Genomic DNA, 20,093 nt, shown 5'->3' with positions numbered 1-20,093 from the left:
CCGCTCAGCGCCCGGCGCGCACGCGCCGGTCGTCGCGCGCCTGGGCCAGCAGGGGGGCCACGGCCTCAGGCGTCAGGCCGTACTGGTCGGCGAACTGGGCTTCGTCCACGCCACCCAGTTCGAAGGCGCGCAGCAGCGCCTCGCGGCGGGCGATCTCAGCGGCCTGGTCGTGGTCGGCTGCGTCCAGTAGCGCGGCCAATGCGTCCGCGTTGACTTTGGCTGCGGCGGCGTAGGCAGCACGGTCCAGCCCGCTTTGCACGAACAACGCGCGCACACGTGCGCGCAGCGCGGGCTGCAGGTCTTCCTTGCTGCGCGCCTGGCGGCGCTTGAACAGTTCGACCAGTGCGTGGTGGTGATGGTCCAGGGCCAGCGGCGCCACGGCCTGGCCATCCAGGTCATGGCGTTGGTCGCCGCGTGCCAGGCATTCCAGATAGCGTGAAGAGCGTGCGTGCTGTCCCAGGGCTTCCTTGAGCGCGGCCGGTTCGAACACGCCGGGGTGGCGTTCCATCAGGTCCTGGTAGGTGCCGAGCTTGAGCGGGCGAAAACGCGCGCCGAACAGCGCGGGATGCAGCTCGGCCAGCTGCTCCAGCAGCGGATGGACGGGACGGCCCTGCGGGCGCTGCTGCGGGTTGTTGCGGCCGGGTTGGCGGCGACGCTTGCGTTGCTGCGAGGGTGCGTCGGCCGGGGCCGAAGAGGTGGTGGAAGCGTCAGTCATTGCGGGGCGATTGTAGAAAGCCGGCCGTTGTCACAGCCGCTTGCAAATTTCCGGGTCGAAAACGTGCATGCGTCACGTTGTCTGCGTGCCCATGTCACGCATTGTTCATCGCCCGCTCCTTACACTTTCGTTGCCCGAACGCAACAGGAGCCGCGCCATGCCATCCCCCTACGACGCACCCCTTTCCGCCCCGTCTTTTGTCACGTCTGCACTGCACGAAGGACAGCAGTTCATGCAGCGGCTGACAGGCCGCGGCGCCGCCGCATCGGACGCTGCGGCCCAGGCGCCACAGGCCACCGATGGCCAAGGCGACTGGCCGGACCTGGACCAACGCGTGCGCGCCGTTGGCGAATGGTGAGTCAGCCCTGGTGCACCTGCGCCAGGATCTCGTAAGACCGCACGCGGGCCGCATGGTCGAAGATCTGCGTGGCGACCATCAACTCATCGGCGCCCGTGCGCGCAATGAACTCCTTCAATTGGCGACGCACCGTGTCCGGTGAACCGATGGCCGCCGCGCTCATGGTCTGGGCCAGGATGGCCTGCTCGGGCGCCGAGAGCTGTTCCAGATAGCCCGGCTTGGGCGGCTGCAGCCGCGACGGCCGGCCGCTGCGCAGGTTCACGAAGGCCTGCTGCATGGAACTGGCCAGCAACTGCGCTTCTTCGTCGGTGTCGGCGGCAAACACCCCCATCCCCAGCATCACATGCGGCTTGGCCAACTGCGCCGAGGGCTTGAAGCGCGACCGGTAGATGGCGATGGCGTCCATCATCGCAGCGGGCGCGAAGTGCGAGGCGAAGGCATAGGGCAGGCCCAGTTCGGCCGCGAGTTGGGCGCCGAACAGGCTGGAGCCGAGGATCCAGATGGGCACCTGCAGCCCGGTGCCCGGGATCGCCTGAATGCGCGCATTGGCCGCTTGCGGCGACAGGTAGTGCATGAGCTCCACCACATCCTGCGGGAACTGGTCCGGCGACTCGAAGGCGTCGCGGCGCAGCGCGCGGGCCGTGGCCTGGTCGGAACCCGGTGCGCGGCCCAGGCCCAGGTCGATGCGGCCTGGGTACAGCGAGGCCAGGGTGCCGAACTGCTCGGCGATCACGAGCGGCGAGTGGTTGGGCAGCATGATGCCGCCCGCGCCCACGCGGATGGTCTTGGTGCCGCCCGCCACATGGGCGATGACGACCGACGTCGCGGCGCTGGCGATGCCGGGCATGCCGTGGTGCTCGGCCAGCCAGAAGCGCTGGTAGCCCAGGCGTTCGGCGTGCTGGGCCAGGTCGCGGCTGTTGTGGAAGGCCTGGGCGGCGTCGCCGCCTTCCACGATGGGGCAGAGGTCGAGTACGGAGAGTGCGGTCATGGGCGGCGATCCTAGCCACACCCGCTAAACCGTGCTGGCGTGGTGCTTCAGCAGTCCAGCTGGTCGGCCAGGTCGCCGAAGTCGTGGCAGTGCAGCGTGTTCTCGGGCCGCGCGCCCACATCCTTGGGCTGGGCCGTGCCGTATTCCAGCGGTCGCTCGATGTAGGCGGTCTGCAGGCCGCAGTCGCGCGCCGCGGCCAGGTCGCTGTGGTGCGCCGCCACCAGCATGACCTGGTCGGGCGGCAGGTCGAACACGCGCGCCACGCCCAGGTATGTGGCCGGGTCGGGCTTGTAGGCCCGAAAGACCTCGGCGGACAGCACGCAATCCCAGGGCAGGCCGGCACGTTTGGCCATGTTGGTCAGCAGTCCGATGTTGCCGTTCGACAGCGTGCAGATGGTGTATCGGCGCTTGAGGCGGGCCAAGCCGGCCAGCACGTCGGGCCACGGGTCGAGCCGGTGCCATGCCTTGTTGAGCTGGCGGCGCGTCTCCTGTGGCATGGCCTGCAGGCCGAAGCGCGGCAGGATGTCGTCCAGGATCAACCGGTGCAGGTCGTCGATCAGCGTCCAGCCGAGTTCTCCCGAGCGCACGCGCTGCATGGCCGGCTGGTAGCCGGCGCGCCAGGCACTGGCAAAGGCCGCGGCATCGACCTCGGGGTGCAGTGCCTGGATTTCACGCGCGATGCCGCCGTGCCAATCCACCACCGTGCCAAAGGTGTCGAAGGCCAGAACGGCTGGTGGCTGTGGCATGCAGGATCTCCTTTTGGCTGCGCTTTACACCGGAGTCATGACGAAATGTATCAAGCCGGTGTATCGTTGCATGTTCGCCGCAGGCATCGTGCTTGCTTGCGGCTTGGGGTCTGCCATTGTGTCTGCTGTGCAAAGCTGGTCTTGGGCAGGCCGTGGATGGGAACTCGTCGGAGCCGACCCTGTCCACCGTGGCGCCCACCACTGGCCATGTCCGGAGTCGGCTGTCCGGTATTTCCAGAGATCCCACAGGTTCATCGATGCCGCTTCTGAAACTGTCCCTGCGCCCACGCGACCTGTGCGTGCCCCTGCTGATCGCGCTGCTGGCCGCCGCGGGCTGCTCCCGCAACGGCATAGCCGACAGCAAGGCCGCCGCGCCGGCCGCCGCCCCCCAGGCCAAGGACGTGGGCGTGGTGACGCTCAAGGCCGAGCGCATGCCGGTGACCACCGAGCTGGCCGGCCGCACCGTGGCGCCCGTGATTGCGCAGATCCGGCCGCAGGTCGGCGGCATCGTGCAGCAGCGCCTGTTCACCGAGGGCTCCAATGTCAAGGCCGGCCAGGTGCTGTACCAACTGGACCCGGCCAGCTTCGAGGCCACGGCTGCCAGTGCGCGCGCCAATGTGCGTCGAGCCGAGACCACCTTGGCCACGGCCCGTAGCGTGGCCAGGCGCAATGCCGAGCTGGTCAAGATCGACGCCATCAGCCAGCAGGTCAACGAGCAGACCCAGGCCGCCGCCGACCAGGCCGAGGCCGATGTGGCCGTGGCCCGCGCGGCCGAGCAGACCGCCCGCATCAACCTGGCGCGCACGCGCATCGTGGCGCCCATCAGCGGCTGGATCGAGCTGTCCAGCGTGACGGCCGGCGCGCTGGTCACGGCCGACCAGGCCACGCCGCTGACCACCGTGCAGCAACTGGACCCGATCAACGTGCACGTGACCCAGTCCAGCGCCGAGTTGCTGCGCTTGAAGCGGGAACTGGCCAGCGGCCGCCTGTCGCGCGGCCGTGCCGACGAGGCGCCGATCCGCGTGCTGCTCGAGGACGGCAGCGTCTACCCCCATGCCGGCAAGCTGACCTTCGCCGGTGTGACCGTCGACGCCGGCACCGGCAGCGTGACGCTGCGCGCGGTGGTACCCAACCCCGACCGCCTGTTGATGCCCGGCATGTACGTGCGCGCCGTGCTGGAGGAGGGCGTGGCCGAGGACGCCGTGCTGGTGCCCCAGCAGGCCGTGGTGCGCGCACCCGATGGCAGCGCCTCCTCGCTGGTCGTGGGGCCGGACGACAAGCTCGTCAAGCGCGCCGTGACGGTCGGCCGCGCCGTGGCCAACCGCTGGCAGGTGATCGACGGACTGCAGGCCGGCGACCGCGTGCTGGTCGAGGGCTCGCAGCGTGCCCGTGTCGGCGACCTGGTGCGCGCCAGCGAGGTCCAGCCCAAGCCCGCTGCCGGCCCCTTGGCGCCGGTCAACGGCAAGGGCGGCCCCGGTCCCGGCTCGGTGGCCAGTGCCGGCCCGCTGGCCAACGCCAAGATCGTGCGCTGAGCGCCAGGAGCCCCGTTCATGGCGCATTTCTTCATCGAGCGTCCCATCTTCGCGTGGGTGCTGTCCATCATCGTGATGCTCGCGGGTCTGATGTCGATCCGCACACTGCCGCTGGAGCAGTACCCCGACATCGCGCCGCCGCGCGTGTCCGTGGGTTCCACCTACACCGGCGCCTCTGCCAAGACGGTCGAGGATTCGGTCACCCAGATCATCGAGCAGCAGATGAAGGGGCTGGACAACCTGCTGTACATGCAGAGCACCAGCAACTCCTCGGGCCAGTCGCGCATCACGCTGACGTTTGCCCCGGGCACCGACATCGACGTGGCCCAGATGCAGGTGCAGAACAAGATGCAGCCGGCCATGTCGCGGCTGCCGCAGCAGGTGCAGAGCCGCGGCGTGTTCGTGACCAAGGGCGGCAACGACTTCCTGATGGTCATCGCCTTCTACTCGGGCGATGGCACGGCCTCGGCCGTGGACGTGGGCGACTACATCAACAGCAACCTTGTGGACGTGATCAGCCGCGTCGACGGCGTGGGCGACGTGCAGGTGCTGGGCACCGGCTACGCCATGCGCATCTGGCTGGACCCGGACAAGCTGCGCAAGTACGCGCTGATGCCGTCCGACATCAACACTGCGCTGCAGGCCCAGAACGCCCAGGTCTCGGCCGGCCAGCTCGGCGCGCTGCCGGCCGTGGCCGAGCAGCAACTGACGGCCACCATCACGGCGCGCAGCAAGCTCGAGACCGTGGAGCAGTTCGGCAACGTGGTGCTGCGCGTGACGCCCGACGGCGCCGTGGTGCGCCTGAAGGACGTGGCGCGTCTCGAACTCGGCGCCGAAAACCTCACCGTGCGCTCCATCCTGCGCGGCAACCCCGGCGCGGGCCTGGGCATCGTGCTGTCCGACGGCGCCAACGCCGTCAAGGTGGCCGAGGCCGTCAACGCCAAGATCGCCGAGCTGCAGCCCTTCTTCCCGAACCAGCTGCAGACCTTCGTGACCTACGACACCACGCCCTTCGTGAGCGCGTCCATCGAGGAAGTGGTCAAGGCCCTGTTCGAGGCCGTGCTGCTGGTCGTGATCGTGATGTACGTGTTCCTGCAGAACTTCCGCGCCACGCTGATCCCTGCGATCACGGTGCCGGTGGTGCTGCTGGGCACCTTCGGCGTGCTGTCGGCCGCCGGCTACTCGATCAACACGCTGACCATGTTCGCCATGGTGCTGGCCATCGGCCTCTTGGTCGACGACGCCATCGTGGTGGTCGAGAACGTCGAGCGTGTCATGAGCGAGGAGGGCTTGTCGCCCAAGGAGGCGACCAGGAAGTCCATGGCCGAGATCACGCCGGCGCTGGTCGGCATCGCGCTGGTGCTGTCGGCCGTGTTCATTCCGATGGCCTTCTTCGGCGGCTCCACGGGCGTGATCTACCGGCAGTTCTCGATCACCATCGTCTCGTCCATGGTGCTGTCGGTGCTGGTGGCGCTGTCGCTCACGCCGGCGCTGTGCGCCACGCTGCTCAAGCCCATTCCCAAGGGCGCCCACGGACCGCATGGCGCGGCGCCGCGGCGCGGGCCGCTGGGCTGGGTGGACCGCTTCTTCGTCAAGTTCAACCACGGCTTCGACCGCAGCGCCAACGCGTACCAAAGCACGGTGGGCGGCATCCTCAAGCGCGGCAAACGCACGTTGATCGTCTACGCGCTCATCATCGCGGGCGTGGTCGTGCTGTTCTCGCGCCTGCCCACGGCCTTCCTGCCCGACGAAGACCAGGGCTTCGTCACGGTGCAGATGAACCTGCCGCCGGGCGCCTCCAACGCGCGGCTGCAGCCTGTGGTGGCCGAGGTGCAGGAGTACTTCGGCAAGTTCCCCGAAGTGGTCAGCATCAACGTGCTGACCGGCCAGAACGGCGACCAGAGTTCGGCGCGCGCCTTCGTCAAGCTCAAGGACTGGGACGAGCGCACCGATGCGTCGAGCTCGGCCGCCGCCATCGCCGCGCGCGCTGGCCGCGACCTCGGCAAGATCCGCGACGCGCGCATCATCGTGCAGCTTCCACCCGCGGTGCGCGGCCTGGGCGCGGCCTCGGGCTTCAACTTCTTCCTCAAGGACATCAACGGCCTGGGCCACGAGGCCCTGGTCGCCGCGCAGCGCAAGACGCTGGAGATGCTGCAGGCCCGGCCCGAGCTGCGCAACGTGCGCATGAACGGCCTGGACGACACACCCGAGTTCCGCATCGACATCGACGATGCGCGTGCCGGCGCGCTGAGCCTGACCACGGCGGCCATCGACAGCACGCTGTCCACGGCCATGGGCGGCACCTACGTCAACGACTTCCTGAACAACGGCCGCGTCAAGCGCGTCTACATGCAGGGCGACGCCGCCTTCCGCATGCTGCCGGCCGACATCGAGCGCTGGAGCGTGCGCAACAGCCTGGGGCAGATGGTGCCCTTCCATGCCTTCTCGGGCTCCCGCTGGAGCTACGGCTCGCCGCAGCTGGCACGCTACAACGGTGCGCCGGCCTACGAGTTCACGGGCGATGCAGCGCCGGGCGTGAGTTCCGGCGCCGCCATGGCGGCCGTCGAGCAGGTCATGAAGGAGATGCCGCTGGGCATCGACTACGAATGGACCGGCGCCTCCTACCAGGAGCGGCTGTCGGGCGCGCAGGCGCCCATGCTCTACGCCATCTCCATCCTGTTCGTGTTCCTGTGCCTGGCGGCCCTGTACGAGAGCTGGTCGGTGCCGTTCTCGGTGATCCTGGTGGTGCCGCTGGGCATCATCGGCGCGCTGTTGTTCACGAGCACGCGCGGGCTGACCAACGACGTGTACTTCCAGGTCGGGCTGCTGACCACGGTGGGCCTGTCGTCCAAGAACGCGATCCTGATCGTCGAATTCGCCAAGCAGCTGCAGGAGCAGGGCAAGAGCGTGTTCGACGCCACCATGGAAGCCGTGCGCCTGCGCCTGCGCCCCATCCTGATGACCTCGCTGGCCTTCGGCTTCGGCGTGCTGCCGCTGGCCATCGGCACCGGCGCCGGCGCCGGCGGCCGGGTCGCCATCGGCACCTCGGTGCTGGGCGGCATGGCCATCGGCACGGCACTGGGCATCTTCTTCGTGCCGCTGTTCTTCGTGCTGATCCGCGGCTGGCTGGAGCGGCGCGGCCAGCGCCGGCAGACCGAGACCGCGCAGACACCATTGATCGAGCAGGGAGGCCACTGAGATGCGCCACGCCCTGATCCCGCTGGCCGCGCTGGCCCTGCTGTCCGGCTGCGCCAACCTCGCCCCCAGCTACCAGCAGCCTGCCGCGCCGATCCCCCAGGCCTGGCCCGCTGACGGCCAGGCCGCCGTGTCCGGCCAGCCCTTGGCCGGCTGGCAGGAGTTCTTCGTCGACGAGCGCCTGCGCGGCCTGCTGGCGCTTGCGCTGGACAACAACCGCGACCTGCGATCGGCCGCACTGAGCATCGAGCGCGCCCGCGCGCTGTACGGCGTGAGCAGCGCGGCCACGCTGCCCTCCGTCGACCTGGGTGGCGCCGCCAGCCGTGCGCGCACCCCCGCGGGCCTGACCACGAACGGCAATGCCAGCATTGCCGACCGCTTCAGCACCAACTTCGGCCTGACGGCGTACGAGCTCGATTTCTTTGGCCGCGTGCGCAACCTGTCCGATTCGGCGCTCCAGGAGTTCTTCCGCACCGAGGACGCACGGCGCAGCGTGCAGATCAGCCTGGTGGCATCCGTCGCGCAGGCCTGGCTGCAACTGGCGACCGACCAGCAGCGCCTGCGCCTGGCACGCGAGACGCTGCAGAGCCAGCAGCGCTCCTACGACCTGATCCGCCAGGCCCATGCGCTGGGCGCGCAGTCCGGTGTGGCGTTGGCCCAGGCCCAGACCACGGTGGAGTCCGCACGCGGCCAGGTCGCTGCCTACGACAGCCTGGTCGAGCAGGGCCGCAATGCGCTGGCGCTGCTGGCCGGCACGCAGCCGCCAGACGAGCTGCTGCCGGGCGACCAGTCCGTCTCGGTGGCGCCGCTGCCCACGCCGCCGGCCGACCTGCCATCCAGCGTGCTGCAGCAGCGCCCCGACGTGCTGGCAGCCGAGCACGCGCTGCGGGCCGCGCACCACGACATCGGCGTGGCGCGCGCCGCGCTGTACCCGCGCATCACGCTGACCGGCTCGGCCGGAGTCGCCAGCCCCAGCCTGTCCAGCCTGTTCGAGGGCGGCAGCCGGGCCTGGAGCTTCGGCCCCTCGATCAGCCTGCCGCTGTTCGACAACGGCGCGCGCCGCAACCAGCTGCGCGCCACCGAGGTGCAGCGCGACATCGTGCTGAGCAGCTACGAGCGCACGCTGCAGGTGGCTTTCCGCGAAGTGTCCGACGCGCTGGCCGAGCGCCGCACGCTGGCCGAGCGGCTGGACGCGCAACGCGCGCTGGTCGCGGCCAGCACGCGCAGCTTCGACCTCGCGCAGGCCCTGTTCAAGGGCGGCAGCGGCAGCTACCTGGAGGTGCTGGACGCGCAACGCGCGCTGTACGCGGCGCAGCAGACGCTGATCGGCCTGCAGCTGACCGACCAGGCGAACCGGGTCACGCTCTACAAGGTGCTGGGCGGCGGCTGGCAGGCCACTGCTCCGTCCGCGACAGCGGGCTGAGGCCGGGCGCAGCAGAATCGGCGCCGCCGGCGGCCAGCGGGGCCGCCTATTTCAGGAGACCGATCCCATGATCCAGGTGCTGGCCATCATCGCCACCCATCCCGGCAAGCGCAGCGAGGTGCTGGCGGCTTTCAATGCCAACCGCGCCGCCGTGCTGGCCGAAGCCGGCTGCATCGAGTACGGCGCCGTCGTCGACGCCGCCAACCTGCCACCGGGCTGGGCCACCTTCGGCGCCGACACCTTCGTCGTGGTCGAGAAGTGGGAGAGCATGGATGCACTCAAGGCCCATGCCAAAGCACCGCACATGCTGGCCTATGGCGCGCAGACCAAGGAATTGGTCGCCAGCCGTGCCATCCATGTGCTGGAGCCGGTGGGCGGCTGATCAGCCCGCGTTGCCGATCACGATTTCCACGCGCCGGTTGCGCTGACGGCCTTCGGCCGTGGCGTTGCTGGCCACCGGCGCCGCCTTGGACAGGCCCTTGGTGGCGATGCGGGCGCCTCCACGCCGCGCTGCACCAGCGCGGCGCGCACCGATTCCGCACGCTGCTGTGACAGCGCCAGGTTCCAGCTGTCCGAGCCCACCGAATCGGTGAGGCCTTCGATTTCCAGCCGGCGCTCGGGGTTGTCGCGCAGGCCGCCAAGCTGCGGCTGGAGCGTCGCCAGCACGAGGCCGATGGTGCGCGCGGACGCAGCAAGGACGACGAGCGCAGGCCGCGCGACAAGAATGGCAAGCCCAAAGGCGGGCGCTACAGCCGCGACTTCGGCGTGCCCAAGGACAGCGCCCAGGAAAGCTCCACCGGTACGCAAAGCCGATCATGAAGCGGGCCGGCGGTGGCTTTGACGACGGCTACAACGCGCACACCGCAGCGGACGAGACGGCGCGGCGCAGATCGTGGTGGCGGCCGGGCTGAGCAACAACGCATCGGACACCGCCTGCCGGTGCTGCTCGCAGCGGTCAAGGCGAATCTGGCGAGGGTGCACGGCAGGTGTTGGCCGACGCGGGATTCCGTTCGGAGGCGGTGTTTGAGCAGCTCAAGGACAGTCCGAGCGAGGTGATCCTCTTCGTGCCGCGAAGGCAAGCAGGAGCTGCAGATCGACGCGCAGCAGTACCCGCACACTGCAGCGATGGATGCCGGCAGAAGACGCCAGGGGAACAGGCGGCCTAGCGCAAAAGGAAATGCGCCCAACGGGTCGCCGTGCGCGGTGGAGGCTGAGCCGCGTCAGCGCGGCGGCGGCGTCCATAGCCCGGCCTGCGCGGCGCGCTGCTGCAGCAGGCCCAGCACGGCATCGATGAAGGGCGTGTCCACGCCCAGCAGGTCGCCGACCTCGGCCACGGCACCGACGATGCCGTCGAGCTCCAGTGCGCGGCCGGCCTCCATGTCCTGCTGCATCGAGCTTTTCACGCCGGCCAGCCGGTGCATGTCGTGCTGGCGGGTCGCCACATCCATGCCCAGGTCCAGGCCGAGCCGGCCGGCCAGCTGCGCGAACTCTTCCATCATGCGGGTGGCCAGGTTGGCCAGCAGGGGTTGCGCCAGCACCTGGTCGATGGTGGCGCCGCACAGCGCGCCAATGGGATTGGCGGCCAGGTTGCCCCAGAGCTTGACCAATGTTTCGCGGTGGATGGAGGCGGCCTGTTGCGGCGCGAAGCCGGCCGCGCCCAGCAGCGCGGCCACCGCCGGCGCGCGCGGGGCGCCGCCGGGCAGTGCATCGCCCAGCACCAGCCGCTCGCCCGGTGCCGGCGTCACGATGCCCTCGGCGTCGACATGGGCGGCCACATAGACGACGCAGCCCACGGTCTGTGCCGCCGGCAGCAGCCGGGCCAGGCGGCCGCCCGGGTCCACGCGCTGCAGGTGGCGGCCCTGCAGCGGCCCCGGCAGGCCGTCGCAGAACCACCAGGGAATGCCGTTGATCGCCGAGACCACGGTGGTCTGCGGGCCGATCAGCGGGGCGAACTGCGCTGCCGCCGCCTGCAGGCCGTGGCCCTTGACGCACAGGAACACCAGCTCCTGCGGGCCGAAGGCCGCGCCGTCGGCCGCGACCGCATGGTGGGTGGTGTGGACGCTGCCGCCCTCGCGCATGCGCAGCCCGCGCTCGGCCACGGCGGCCACCTGGCCTGGCCGCACCAGCAGGCTGACCGGTTGGCCGTGCCGCGCCAGCCGCGAGGCGATGCAGCCGCCGATGGCTCCGGCACCGACCAGCGCCACCTTCATGGCCGCATCACTCCATCGCCCAGCCGTGGCTCACGATCAGCGACTGGCCGGTCAGCGCATTGCTCGGGAACGAGGCGAACAGCAGCGCCACCTCGGCCACGTCGGCCACGGTGGTGAACTCGCCGTCCACCGTGTCCTTGAGCATGACTTTCTTGATCACGTCCTCCTCGCTGATCTTCAGCGTGGCGGCCTGCTCGGGGATCTGCTTGTCCACGAGAGGCGTGCGCACGAAGCCCGGGCAGATCACGTTGGCGCGCACGTTGTAGGGGCCGCCTTCCTTGGCCAGCACGCGGGCCAGGCCCAGCAGGCCGTGCTTGGCCGTCACGTAGGGCGCCTTCAGCACCGAGGCCAGCTTGGAGTGCACCGAGCCCATCAGGATGATGGAGCCGCTCTTTTGCTTGTACATGTGCGGGATCACGGCCTTGGTGGTCAGGAAGGCGCCGTCCAGGTGGATCGCCAGCATCTTCTTCCACTCGGCGAACGGGAAGTCCTCGATGGGGTGCACGATCTGGATGCCGGCGTTGCTGACCAGCACGTCCACCGTGCCCCAGGCCGCCACCACCTCGGCCACGCCGGCGTTGACCTGCTCCTCGCTGGTCACGTCCATGGCCACGCCCATGGCCTGGTGGCCGGCCGCGCGCAGTTCGGCGGCGGTGGCATCGGCGGCGGCCTTGTTCATGTCGGCGATGGCCACGCGTGCGCCTTCGCGCGCGTAGGTGCAGGCGATTTCCTTGCCGATGCCGCTGGCGGCGCCGGTGACGAGCGTGACTTTGTCCTTGAGCTTCATGGCGGGTCCTTTCGGGGGGGCGGGGGTGTGGAGCGGTTCAACGGCCCGAGGGCCGCGGGGCGAGGTCGAGCACCGTGATGCCGGCCTTCTTGCGCGGGCGGTCGTGCCAGCGCGGGTTGGCGAAGCTGGCCTCCACGTCCGCGCGGCCGGCGGCCCAGTGGTCGGCCACGGTCTGGCGAGAGAACTCGTAGTCCTTGGACTGGCCGGCGTGGCTCTTGCTGCGGTGGATCAGGTGCATGACGGTCACCGCGTTGCAGTTGCCGGCGTTGAGCAGGGACTGGAAATCCGGGTCGTCGCGCAGCGCCGCAGGCAGTTTGTCGGCCAGGCGCTGCGCGGCCTCGGCCAGGCGTTGCTGCGTGGCCACGAGGTCGGTGTTCATGCGCGTGCGGCTCGCGTACTGGATGTCCTTGGCGCGCTCGGCCACTTCGTCCAGGTTGCGCGGCAGCGACCCGCGCGCGCTGAACAGGTCGACCTGGAACACCAGCATGTCCTGCAGCGCGGGCTGGTCGATCACGTACTGCAGCGGCGTGTTGGAGACCACGCCCCCGTCCCAGTACCACTTGCCGTCGACCTCCACGGGCGCGAAGCCCGGCGGCAGCGCGCCGCTGGCCATCACATGCTCGGGCCCGATGGGGTGGGTGCAGGTCGGGTCGGCCGAGTCGAAGTAGACCGAGTTGCCGCTCTGCAACTCCACGGCGCCGACCGACAGCCGCACCTTGCCACGGCAGTGCGCATCGTTGATGCGGTCGAAATCGACCAGGCGCTCCAGCGTGCTCCTGAGCGGCGAGGTGTCGTACCAGCTCAGCGCCGGCACGGTGCCGGCGGGCTGCAGTGGCGCCGGCGGGATGCGTGGCATGAAGAAGCCCGGCACGCCGAAGCTGGCCACGAGCGCGGCGCTGGTGGTGTTGAACAGGCTGCGCGCTTCGTCGCCATAGCGGGCCGGCAGCGCCGGCATGGGCAGGCCTGAGGAGACCTGGGCCCAGAACGCGCGCAGCTGGTCGACGCGGCGCTCGGGCGGGTTGCCGGCGATCAGCGCAGCGTTGATCGCACCGATGGACACACCGGCCACCCAGTCGGGTGCGACTCCGCGTTCGGCCAGGGCCTCGTACACGCCGGCCTGGTAGGCGCCGAGGGCGCCGCCGCCTTGCAGCACCAGAATGCACTGTTCCGCTGACGCTGCGCTGGCGCGCACGGGGGAGGGGGGTGTAGCCAAAGGGGAGCTTTCTGGGAGGGCGGAACTTGGGGTCCGATTGCTGCGATGCAGTATAGGCCGGCGCCATGGCCCGGCGGGTGAACGGGACGGCCTGGCTGGCTCGCCATAATGGCCGGCTTTGCCCCTGGCCTCCGAGGAAACCGCATGACCATCCGCACCCCTGCCATTGTCTTCGCCGCGCTGTTCGCGGGCGCCGCCTTGGCCCAGACTGCCACCACACTCGATGCCGCCGCCAAGGAGCCCGGCGCGCAGACCACCGCCTCCGGCCTGGTCTACCGTGCGCTGCAGGAAGGCAATGGCGCCAGCCCCGGTGCCAGCGACAAGGTCAAGGTGCACTACCGCGGCACCTTCCTGGACGGCAAGGAGTTCGACAGCTCCTACAAGCGCAACGCGCCCATCGAATTTCCGCTCAATGGCGTGATCCCGTGCTGGACCGAAGGCGTGCAGAAGATGAAGGTCGGCGGCAAGGCCAGGCTGACCTGCCCGGCCGCCATCGCCTACGGCAGCCGCGGCGCCGGCGGCGTGATTCCGCCGAACGCCACGCTGCAGTTCGAGGTCGAACTGCTCGGCATCAACGGCAAATGATGCCGGCGACGGCAGCATGCGCGGCCTGCACCTGACCGCCGACCTGCACGGCTGCCGCTGCACGCCGCGTTGGCTCATCGACGCGCAGGCGCTGGGCGCCTGGTGCGTGCAGGCCGTGCGCGATGCCGGCCTGCAGCCCGTGGGGCAACTGGTCCACCGCTTTCCCGACACGGACCAGGGCCCGGGTGGTGTGACGGCCACGGTGCTGCTGGCCGAATCGCACCTGTGCGTGCACACCTGGCCCGAGCAGGCGGCCGTGACGCTGGACGTCTACGTCTGCAACTTCGGCGCCGACCACCGCAGCCAGGCCCAGGCGCTGCTCGATGCGCTGGTGGCGCGCTTCGCGCCCGAACAGGTGCTGCGCCAGGCACTGGAGCGCGGCCTCAGCCCGCCGCCAGCCCTGCCAGGTGGCCGCGCGTGAAGGCTTCCTCGAACACCGAGTAACCCGACCAGTCTGCGTGCGCGAACAGCAGCGGGCCGGCTTGCGGCATTGCCGGGTTGGCGCGCAGCCGCTGCACCAGCCCCGGCACCGGCGTGGCCATGGCATGGCCGTAGCGCGCGACCGCGATGCGCGTGGCCTTGGCGCGCAGGTCCGGGTGGGCCTCGCCGAGTTCGTCGAACATCAGCCCGGCCCAGTGCTGCCAGGGCTGTTCCAGCAGCGCGCTGCGCGCCTCGGGTGCCAGCCCCAGCGCGTGGTACCAGCTCAGCACGCGCTGGCTGTCCGGGCGGCGCTGCGCCAGGCCCTGGTGGCCGGCGTCGACATAGCCCAGTGCGTGGCTGCCGTAGACCACGTTGTCCCAGCTCGGCGCCGCGCCGCCATGGTCGGCCAGTGCGGCGCGCAGGTGCACGTTGGCCACCAGCCAGGGGGCGTAGCGCAGCGCGGCCGCAGCCTCGCGCACGAAGCCTGGCGGCGCGGCCAGCACGCGCGCGGCCACGAACACCGGCAGCGCGACGATGCAGTGCGTGGCTTCCCATTGCTCCAGCTGGCCGCTGGCCAGGTCCAGCGCCTGCACGGTCACCCCCTGCCGTTGGGTGGCGATGCGGCTCACCGCGCGTGCGCAGCGCAGCCGCTCGCCCAGCGGCTGCGCCAGCCGCTGCGTGAGCCAGCCATTGCCCTCGGGCCAGGTCAACACGGCCTCGCGTTCGGCATCGGCATCGCCAGGCGCATGGAAGCCATGCCGGCTGGCGAAGTAGTGGATGCCGGCCCAGGCCGATACGCTCGCCAGGCCCGCGCCGAAGTCATCGCGGCAGCAGTAGTCCAGGTACCAGTGCAGCTGGGCGTCGTCCAGGCCCTCGCGGCCCAGCCATTGCGCCATGGTCTGCGCGTCCAGCGCCGCATGCTCGGGGGCGAAGGCCGCCCGCTGCGCGGGCAGGGCGAACGGGGCGCTGCGCATCAGCGCGGCCACGCGCGCGGCAAAGCGCCGGTATTGCGCCAGCGTGTCGACGCCGATGTCCTGCACGGGCAGCAGGCCGTCCTGCCAGTGGCCGTTGCGGTACAGCCGCTCCTGCGGGCTGTGGCACAGGTGGCGCTCGTCGTACTCCCAGCGGCCTGCCACGCGCTGGCGCAGGCCGAACTCTTCGAGCAGGTCCTGCACCTCGTGTGCGGCATCTGTGGGCAGTGGGATGTAATGCGCACCGAGCGGGCAGGGCAGGCCGCCCAACTGCGTTGCGCGGCTGTTGCCGCCGGCCTGGTCTTCCAGTTCCAGCAGCACGAAGTCCTCGATGCCGCGCTGGCGCAGTGCGCGCGCCGCGGCCAGGCCGGCCACGCCGCCGCCGGCGATGATGACGCGCGTGCGCTGCGTGCGGACCGGTGCCTGGGGCATGGCCGCGCGCAGCAGGTGGCCGCGTTCGGGGTGGGTGCCCACGAAACCACCGGCCAGCGGCGTGGCCGGCGCGTCGCAACCCTGGGCCGCCAGCAGCGGCAGCATGGCGCCGGCCAGCCAGGCGCGCCGCGAGATCATGGCTTGGCCTTGCCCCATTCGTCCTCGTAGAGGTTCACGAGCACCTGGTTGGACAGCCGGTTCACCTCGGCCGGCACGCGCGCCATGTCGCGCGGAAAGTCGAACAGCGCCGCCACGCCGGCCAGGTCGAGAAAGCGCAGGCCTTCGGGCAACTGCGGCGGCGCGCGCCAGGGCCGGCGTCCGGCCAGCACGAAGCCCCACTCGCCGAAGCTCGGCACATGGGCGTGGTAGGGCGCGGTCCTGAGGCCGACCGACTCGATGGTCTGCACCACGGTCCAGAAGCTCTGGCGCGCCAGCAGCGGCGAAGTCGACTGCACCACCGCATAGCCGCTGGCCGCCAGGTGCCGGTCCAGCAGCGCGTAGAACGAGTTGGTGTAGAGCTTGCCGATGGAAAAATTGGTCGGGTCGGGAAAGTCCACCACGACCACGTCGTAGATCTCGCGCGTCTCTTCCAGCCAGCGGAAGGCGTCGGTGTTGACCACCTGCACCTTGGGCGAGCGCAGCGCCTGGCCGTTCAACGCGGCCAGCGCTGCGTGGTCGCGGAACAGCCGGGTCATGGCCGGGTCCAGCTCGACCAGCGTGACCTGTTCGACCGTGGGGTACTTGAGGATCTCGCGCACGGCCATCCCATCGCCGCCGCCCAACACCGCCACCTTGCGTGGTGCGCCATGGGCGGCCATGGCCGGGTGCACCAGGGCCTCGTGGTAACGGTACTCGTCGTGCTCGGCGAATTGCAGGTTACCGTTCAGGTACAGCCGGTGGCCGGCGCGCCCGTGCGTGACGACGATGCGCTGGTACGGGGTCTGCTCGCTGAACACCGCGCGGTCCTGGTAGAAGCGGTCCTCGGCCAGCGTGGTGATGTGGTCGGCGCCGACGAAGCCCGCGGCCAGCACGGCCAGCGTGAGCCCGCAGGCCAGCGCATGCGCGCCGAACTGGCGCAACTCATGGCGGAACAGCCACAGCGCCCACAGCGCCACGGCTGCGTTCATGAAGCCGAACAGCAGGCCCGTGCGCACCAGCCCCAGGTGTGGCACCAGCAGCAGCGGGAAGGCCACGGACACGGCCAGCGCGCCCAGGTAGTCGAAGGTCAGCACCTGCGAGACCAGGTCCTTGAGCGCCACGTCGCGCTTCAGGATGCGCATCACCAGCGGGATCTCCAGCCCCACCAGCGTGCCGACCAGCAGCACCAGGCCGTACAGCAGCAGCCGGAACGCGTCGGGCGTCCAGGCGTTGGCGATGAACAGCATGGCCGGCAGCGCGCCGCCCACCAGCGCCACCAGCAGCTCGATGCGCAGGAAGTGCGCCGGCAGCTGGCGCTCGAAGTAGCGCGACAGCCAGGAGCCCACGCCCATCGCGAACAGATAGCTGCCGATGATGGTGGAGAACTGCAGGATGGAGTCGCCCAGCACATAGGAGGCCAGGGCGCCCGCGGCCAGCTCGTAGACCAGCCCGCAGGCGGCCACGACGAAGACGCTGGCCAGCAGCGCGACCGCCACCGGCCGCGAAGCGGCGCTCGTCACGCGCTCAGCCGTGCACCGCGGCGGCCACGATGATGGAGATGCCCAGGCACATGGCACCGACCACGATGCCCAGCGCCACGTTCTGCTTCTCGACCAGTTCCTGCCACAGGTCGTAGGGCGTGATCTTGTCGATCACGACGAAAGCCAGCCAGAACACCACCACGCCGATGAGCGCGTACAGGATGGAGCCGAAGAAGGCGCCGGGTTTCAACCATTCCAGTCCCATGGGGAACCTCCGTCAGAAAGAGTCTTCATTTGTGGCCGCCGCCGCTGGTGTAGCCGCCGTACGAGGCACCGCTGGAGCGGCTGGAGTAGCTGCTGCCGCTGCCACTGCTGCTGCAGTTCTCACGTTGCGGATCGCAGCCATCGCAGCGCGCGACCAGCAGGATGACCAGCACCAGCAGCACGACCAGCACGATGGTGGTGCGGCTCAGGCCCGAGGCCGCGCTGAGCGGTGCCGCGTCGCTGCGCTTGAACAGGTCCTTGCGGCCTTCGAGCTTGAAGGCTTGGGCCACGGTGGCGCTGTCCAGCTGCCCGCCGCTGGACCAGGTGATCTCGCCCGCGGTCTGCTCCATGGACAGCAGCGTGCGTCCCTTGGCGAAGTCGCGGTTGCTGGTCTTGTCGCCGCGCCGCACGGGCCAGTAGAACTCGCCGGCCACGTAGTCGGTCTCGGCCGTGTAACGCTCGCGCAGGTCGTAGCGGCTGCCCAGGTAGCTTGCGCTGCGGCCATCGCCGGAGAGCTGCGGCGCGCCCGTCGTCGGCGCCACCATGCTCCAGCCGTCCTGCGCATCGACGAGGAAGGAGAAGCCGCGCTTGGCGTGGTAGAGCAGGTACTCGCTCCAGCCGAAGCTCTCGTCGGGGTCGTCGGGGTCGCGGCCCAGCCGGTGCTGGAAGCCCACCACCTGCCAATCCACGCCCTGCAGCCGGCCGATGCTGCCCAGCGCGATCAGCGGCCGATGCGGCTCGTCCTGCAGCGCGTGGCGCAGTTCGCCACCGATGCCGGCCGACAGGTCGATCACGGCATGGCATTGCGGGCAGGTGATGGTCTTGCTGCTGGCCAAGGTCGCCTGCACGGGCGCGCCGCACTGCGGGCAGGCGAACTGGCGCGCGCGCTCCTCCTTCGCGATGGCCTCGCGCAGGCCGCGCAGCTGCAGGTCTTCGAGCGACACCGCGCGGCCGCGTGTCACCAGCGGCGGCTGGCGCCCGTAGTCGATGCTGAGCACCTCGCCCTCGGCGCTGCGCAGCTCCACCATCTCGAAGGCCTGTCCCAGGGGCGGCAGGTGCGGCAGCTCGCCCGCGGCGGCGATCAGCGCGGTCTGGTCGCGGCTGGCGACGCTGTAGGCGGTGCCCGAGAGCTCCACGCGCTGGCCCACGCGCAGCGTGCCGGCCGCGGGCAGGGCCTGCTGCGGCGCACCGGGCCGGCTGAACACGTAGCTGCCGTTGTCCTCGCCCAGCGTGGCCAGTCTGCCGTCGGCCAGCAGCGCCTCCCATTCGGTCCAGGTGCCGTTGCCCGAGCGGTACTGCAGCCGGCCGATCAGCGTGAAGGACTGGCCATCCCAGATGCCGCTCGCCTGCAGCTGCAGCGGGCTGTGGTCGTCGAACAGCTCGGCCATCTTGCCCAGCCGGCGCAGCACCTCGCCGTCGCGCACCACGGTGCTCTGGCAGTAGGCGCAGATGGCGTGCGTGGACTGCGCATGCAGGAACGTGACCGGCGCGCCGCAGCCGGGGCAGGGCGCGGTGTAGCTGCGCTGTGGAGTGTCGTTGGCCATCGGCAGGCGCACGGCGGGCCCGGCCCCTCAGGCCGACGCCGCCGCGCAGTTCAGGATCAGACCAGCTTCTTGAGCAGCTCGGCCTTCTTGCTGGCGAACTCTTCGTCCGTCAGGATGCCCTTGGCCTTGAGTTCGCCCAGCCGCTCCAGCGTGGCCAGCACGTCCTCCGGCTTGAGCACCGCAGCGGCGGCCGCTGGCGCGGCCGGGGCCGGTTGCTGCAGGCCCTGCTGCAGGTTCTGCGCCAGCACCTGGCCCAGCGCCACGCCGGCCCCCAGGCCCATGGCGTCGCCGGCCACGCCGCTGCCGCCACCCGCGCCCTCGGCGAACTTCGGAATGGCCTGGGCGGTCTGGTACTGCATGAACCTGCCCATGTCGTTGCCGACCATGCCCATGCCGATCTTCTGGTCCAGGATCTTCTGCAGTTCCTCGGGCAGCGAGACGCTTTGCACGGTCATGCCGTCGAGCTTCAGGCCGATGGCGGCAAAGGCCGGCGCCAGCTCGGCCGACAGGGCCTTGGCAAACTCGATCTGGTTGGCCGCCAGATCGAGGAACGGGATGCCGCTCTGCGCGATGCCGTCCGACAGGTGCTGCAGCACCAGGCCGCGCAGCTGGCCATCGAGGTCGGCCGTGCCGTAGGCCGCGCGCGTGCCCGAGATCTCGGTGTGGAACAGCCTCGGGTCGGCGATGCGGAAGCTGTAGTTGCCGAAGGCGCGCAGCCGCACGGCGCCGAAGTCCTTGTCGCGGATCGTCACCGGCTGCGGCGTGCCCCATTTCTGGTCGACCTGCTGGCGCGTGCTGAAGAAGTAGACGTCGCTCTTGAACGGCGACTCGAACAGCTTGTCCCAGTTCTTGAGGTTGGTCAGCAGCGGGATGTTCTGCGTGGTGAGCTTGTACAGGCCCGGGCCGAACACGTCGGCCACCTTGCCCTCGTTGACGAACACCGCCATCTGCGATTCGCGCACGGTCAGCGAGGCGCCGTACTGGATCTCCATGTCCTGCATGGGAAAGCGCCACGCCAGCGTGCCGTCGCCGTCCTCCGTCCACTGGATGACGTCGATGAATTGCTTGCGGATGAAGTCCATCAAGGCCAT

The 20,093-nt window shown here is 70.1% G+C and carries 19 protein-coding genes; 7 read left to right on the top strand and 12 right to left on the bottom strand.

The window, feature by feature from the left end; all coding sequences use genetic code 11:
* Positions 1-4: 4 nt before the first annotated feature.
* Positions 5-715: a ProQ/FINO family protein gene (locus ASF45_RS33300; protein WP_056673929.1), complete on the bottom strand. Its 711-nt coding sequence runs from the start codon at positions 713-715 to the stop codon at positions 5-7.
* Positions 716-872: 157 nt separating this feature from the next.
* On the opposite strand from ASF45_RS33300, the gene ASF45_RS35730 reads away from it, so the two are divergent.
* Positions 873-1,073: a hypothetical protein gene (locus ASF45_RS35730; RefSeq protein WP_156473277.1), complete on the top strand. Its 201-nt coding sequence runs from the start codon at positions 873-875 to the stop codon at positions 1,071-1,073.
* Between the two features lies 1 nt (position 1,074).
* On the opposite strand, the gene ASF45_RS33295 is transcribed toward ASF45_RS35730, so the two are convergent.
* Positions 1,075-2,061 (bottom strand): LLM class flavin-dependent oxidoreductase, encoded by a 987-nt coding sequence (locus ASF45_RS33295; protein ID WP_056673926.1) that lies wholly within the window; start codon positions 2,059-2,061, stop codon positions 1,075-1,077.
* 47 nt (positions 2,062-2,108) lie between these two features.
* Positions 2,109-2,807 (bottom strand): haloacid dehalogenase type II, encoded by a 699-nt coding sequence (locus tag ASF45_RS33290; protein WP_056673923.1) that lies wholly within the window; start codon positions 2,805-2,807, stop codon positions 2,109-2,111.
* Positions 2,808-3,064: 257 nt separating this feature from the next.
* On the opposite strand from ASF45_RS33290, the gene ASF45_RS33285 reads away from it, so the two are divergent.
* From ASF45_RS33285 to ASF45_RS33270, 4 genes are all read left to right on the top strand, one after another.
* The gene (locus ASF45_RS33285) at positions 3,065-4,339 is read left to right on the top strand and encodes an efflux RND transporter periplasmic adaptor subunit (RefSeq protein ID WP_082551412.1); all 1,275 of its coding nucleotides are present in this window, start codon (positions 3,065-3,067) and stop codon (positions 4,337-4,339) included.
* Between the two features lie 18 nt (positions 4,340-4,357).
* Positions 4,358-7,537 (top strand): efflux RND transporter permease subunit, encoded by a 3,180-nt coding sequence (locus ASF45_RS33280; RefSeq protein WP_056673920.1) that lies wholly within the window; start codon positions 4,358-4,360, stop codon positions 7,535-7,537.
* 1 nt (position 7,538) lies between these two features.
* A complete protein-coding gene (locus ASF45_RS33275; protein WP_056673916.1) occupies positions 7,539-8,957 on the top strand; it encodes an efflux transporter outer membrane subunit in 1,419 nt (472 codons plus the stop codon).
* A 67-nt stretch (positions 8,958-9,024) separates the two neighbouring features.
* Positions 9,025-9,339, top strand: a complete 315-nt coding sequence (locus ASF45_RS33270; protein ID WP_056673913.1) for a putative quinol monooxygenase — start codon at positions 9,025-9,027, stop codon at positions 9,337-9,339.
* A 17-nt stretch (positions 9,340-9,356) separates the two neighbouring features.
* Here ASF45_RS33270 and ASF45_RS34900 read toward each other — a convergent pair whose 3' ends face one another.
* The 4 genes from ASF45_RS34900 to ASF45_RS33255 all read right to left on the bottom strand — a co-directional run bounded on the left by ASF45_RS34900 (position 9,357) and on the right by ASF45_RS33255 (position 13,146).
* Positions 9,357-9,764 (bottom strand): OmpA family protein, encoded by a 408-nt coding sequence (locus ASF45_RS34900; RefSeq protein WP_082551411.1) that lies wholly within the window; start codon positions 9,762-9,764, stop codon positions 9,357-9,359.
* 413 nt (positions 9,765-10,177) lie between these two features.
* Positions 10,178-11,167 (bottom strand): ketopantoate reductase family protein, encoded by a 990-nt coding sequence (locus tag ASF45_RS33265; RefSeq protein ID WP_056673910.1) that lies wholly within the window; start codon positions 11,165-11,167, stop codon positions 10,178-10,180.
* Positions 11,168-11,174: 7 nt separating this feature from the next.
* The gene (locus ASF45_RS33260; protein ID WP_056673907.1) at positions 11,175-11,954 is read right to left on the bottom strand and encodes a 3-hydroxybutyrate dehydrogenase; all 780 of its coding nucleotides are present in this window, start codon (positions 11,952-11,954) and stop codon (positions 11,175-11,177) included.
* A 37-nt stretch (positions 11,955-11,991) separates the two neighbouring features.
* Positions 11,992-13,146: a patatin-like phospholipase family protein gene (locus ASF45_RS33255; protein WP_156473276.1), complete on the bottom strand. Its 1,155-nt coding sequence runs from the start codon at positions 13,144-13,146 to the stop codon at positions 11,992-11,994.
* A 165-nt stretch (positions 13,147-13,311) separates the two neighbouring features.
* On the opposite strand from ASF45_RS33255, the gene ASF45_RS33250 reads away from it, so the two are divergent.
* Positions 13,312-13,752, top strand: a complete 441-nt coding sequence (locus tag ASF45_RS33250; RefSeq protein WP_082551410.1) for an FKBP-type peptidyl-prolyl cis-trans isomerase — start codon at positions 13,312-13,314, stop codon at positions 13,750-13,752.
* A 16-nt stretch (positions 13,753-13,768) separates the two neighbouring features.
* A complete protein-coding gene (locus ASF45_RS33245) occupies positions 13,769-14,173 on the top strand; it encodes an S-adenosylmethionine decarboxylase family protein (RefSeq protein ID WP_056673901.1) in 405 nt (134 codons plus the stop codon).
* Here the strand turns inward: ASF45_RS33245 and ASF45_RS33240 are convergent.
* The 5 genes from ASF45_RS33240 to ASF45_RS33220 are packed head-to-tail and all read right to left on the bottom strand — an operon-like array spanning position 14,136 to position 20,093.
* Positions 14,136-15,713: an FAD-dependent oxidoreductase gene (locus tag ASF45_RS33240; RefSeq protein ID WP_235581100.1), complete on the bottom strand. Its 1,578-nt coding sequence runs from the start codon at positions 15,711-15,713 to the stop codon at positions 14,136-14,138. The two genes, ASF45_RS33245 and ASF45_RS33240, sit on opposite strands and share 38 nt — an antisense overlap.
* Positions 15,710-17,233, bottom strand: a complete 1,524-nt coding sequence (locus tag ASF45_RS33235; protein ID WP_056673898.1) for a polyamine aminopropyltransferase — start codon at positions 17,231-17,233, stop codon at positions 15,710-15,712. The genes ASF45_RS33240 and ASF45_RS33235 overlap by 4 nt, the downstream gene beginning before the upstream one ends.
* Positions 17,234-17,237: 4 nt before the next feature.
* Positions 17,238-17,459 carry a DUF350 domain-containing protein gene (locus ASF45_RS33230; RefSeq protein ID WP_056673896.1) on the bottom strand — a complete coding sequence of 74 codons (222 nt, stop codon included), beginning with the start codon at positions 17,457-17,459 and terminating at the stop codon, positions 17,238-17,240.
* A 25-nt stretch (positions 17,460-17,484) separates the two neighbouring features.
* Entirely contained in the window at positions 17,485-19,002 is a 1,518-nt protein-coding gene (locus ASF45_RS33225; RefSeq protein ID WP_056673894.1) for a DUF4178 domain-containing protein, read from the bottom strand.
* Between the two features lie 56 nt (positions 19,003-19,058).
* Positions 19,059-20,093: an SPFH domain-containing protein gene (locus ASF45_RS33220; RefSeq protein WP_056673891.1), complete on the bottom strand. Its 1,035-nt coding sequence runs from the start codon at positions 20,091-20,093 to the stop codon at positions 19,059-19,061.

Source organism: Pseudorhodoferax sp. Leaf265 (assembly GCF_001422365.1).
Lineage (GTDB): Bacteria > Pseudomonadota > Gammaproteobacteria > Burkholderiales > Burkholderiaceae_C > Pseudorhodoferax.
This window is presented reverse-complemented; position numbering and strand designations above follow the sequence as displayed.

Excerpts from the sequence above, each read along its gene's own strand:
- ASF45_RS33300 (WP_056673929.1), bottom strand. The coding sequence starts at position 715 with ATGACTGACGCTTCCACCACCTCTTCGGCCCCGGCCGACGCACCCTCG.
- ASF45_RS35730 (WP_156473277.1), top strand. The coding sequence starts at position 873 with ATGCCATCCCCCTACGACGCACCCCTTTCCGCCCCGTCTTTTGTCACG.
- ASF45_RS33295 (WP_056673926.1), bottom strand. The coding sequence starts at position 2,061 with ATGACCGCACTCTCCGTACTCGACCTCTGCCCCATCGTGGAAGGCGGC.
- ASF45_RS33290 (WP_056673923.1), bottom strand. The coding sequence starts at position 2,807 with ATGCCACAGCCACCAGCCGTTCTGGCCTTCGACACCTTTGGCACGGTG.
- ASF45_RS33285 (WP_082551412.1), top strand. The coding sequence starts at position 3,065 with ATGCCGCTTCTGAAACTGTCCCTGCGCCCACGCGACCTGTGCGTGCCC.
- ASF45_RS33280 (WP_056673920.1), top strand. The coding sequence starts at position 4,358 with ATGGCGCATTTCTTCATCGAGCGTCCCATCTTCGCGTGGGTGCTGTCC.
- ASF45_RS33275 (WP_056673916.1), top strand. The coding sequence starts at position 7,539 with ATGCGCCACGCCCTGATCCCGCTGGCCGCGCTGGCCCTGCTGTCCGGC.
- ASF45_RS33270 (WP_056673913.1), top strand. The coding sequence starts at position 9,025 with ATGATCCAGGTGCTGGCCATCATCGCCACCCATCCCGGCAAGCGCAGC.
- ASF45_RS33265 (WP_056673910.1), bottom strand. The coding sequence starts at position 11,167 with ATGAAGGTGGCGCTGGTCGGTGCCGGAGCCATCGGCGGCTGCATCGCC.
- ASF45_RS33260 (WP_056673907.1), bottom strand. The coding sequence starts at position 11,954 with ATGAAGCTCAAGGACAAAGTCACGCTCGTCACCGGCGCCGCCAGCGGC.
- ASF45_RS33250 (WP_082551410.1), top strand. The coding sequence starts at position 13,312 with ATGACCATCCGCACCCCTGCCATTGTCTTCGCCGCGCTGTTCGCGGGC.
- ASF45_RS33245 (WP_056673901.1), top strand. The coding sequence starts at position 13,769 with ATGCGCGGCCTGCACCTGACCGCCGACCTGCACGGCTGCCGCTGCACG.
- ASF45_RS33240 (WP_235581100.1), bottom strand. The coding sequence starts at position 15,713 with ATGATCTCGCGGCGCGCCTGGCTGGCCGGCGCCATGCTGCCGCTGCTG.
- ASF45_RS33230 (WP_056673896.1), bottom strand. The coding sequence starts at position 17,459 with ATGGGACTGGAATGGTTGAAACCCGGCGCCTTCTTCGGCTCCATCCTG.
- ASF45_RS33225 (WP_056673894.1), bottom strand. The coding sequence starts at position 19,002 with ATGGCCAACGACACTCCACAGCGCAGCTACACCGCGCCCTGCCCCGGC.
- ASF45_RS33220 (WP_056673891.1), bottom strand. The coding sequence starts at position 20,093 with ATGGCCTTGATGGACTTCATCCGCAAGCAATTCATCGACGTCATCCAG.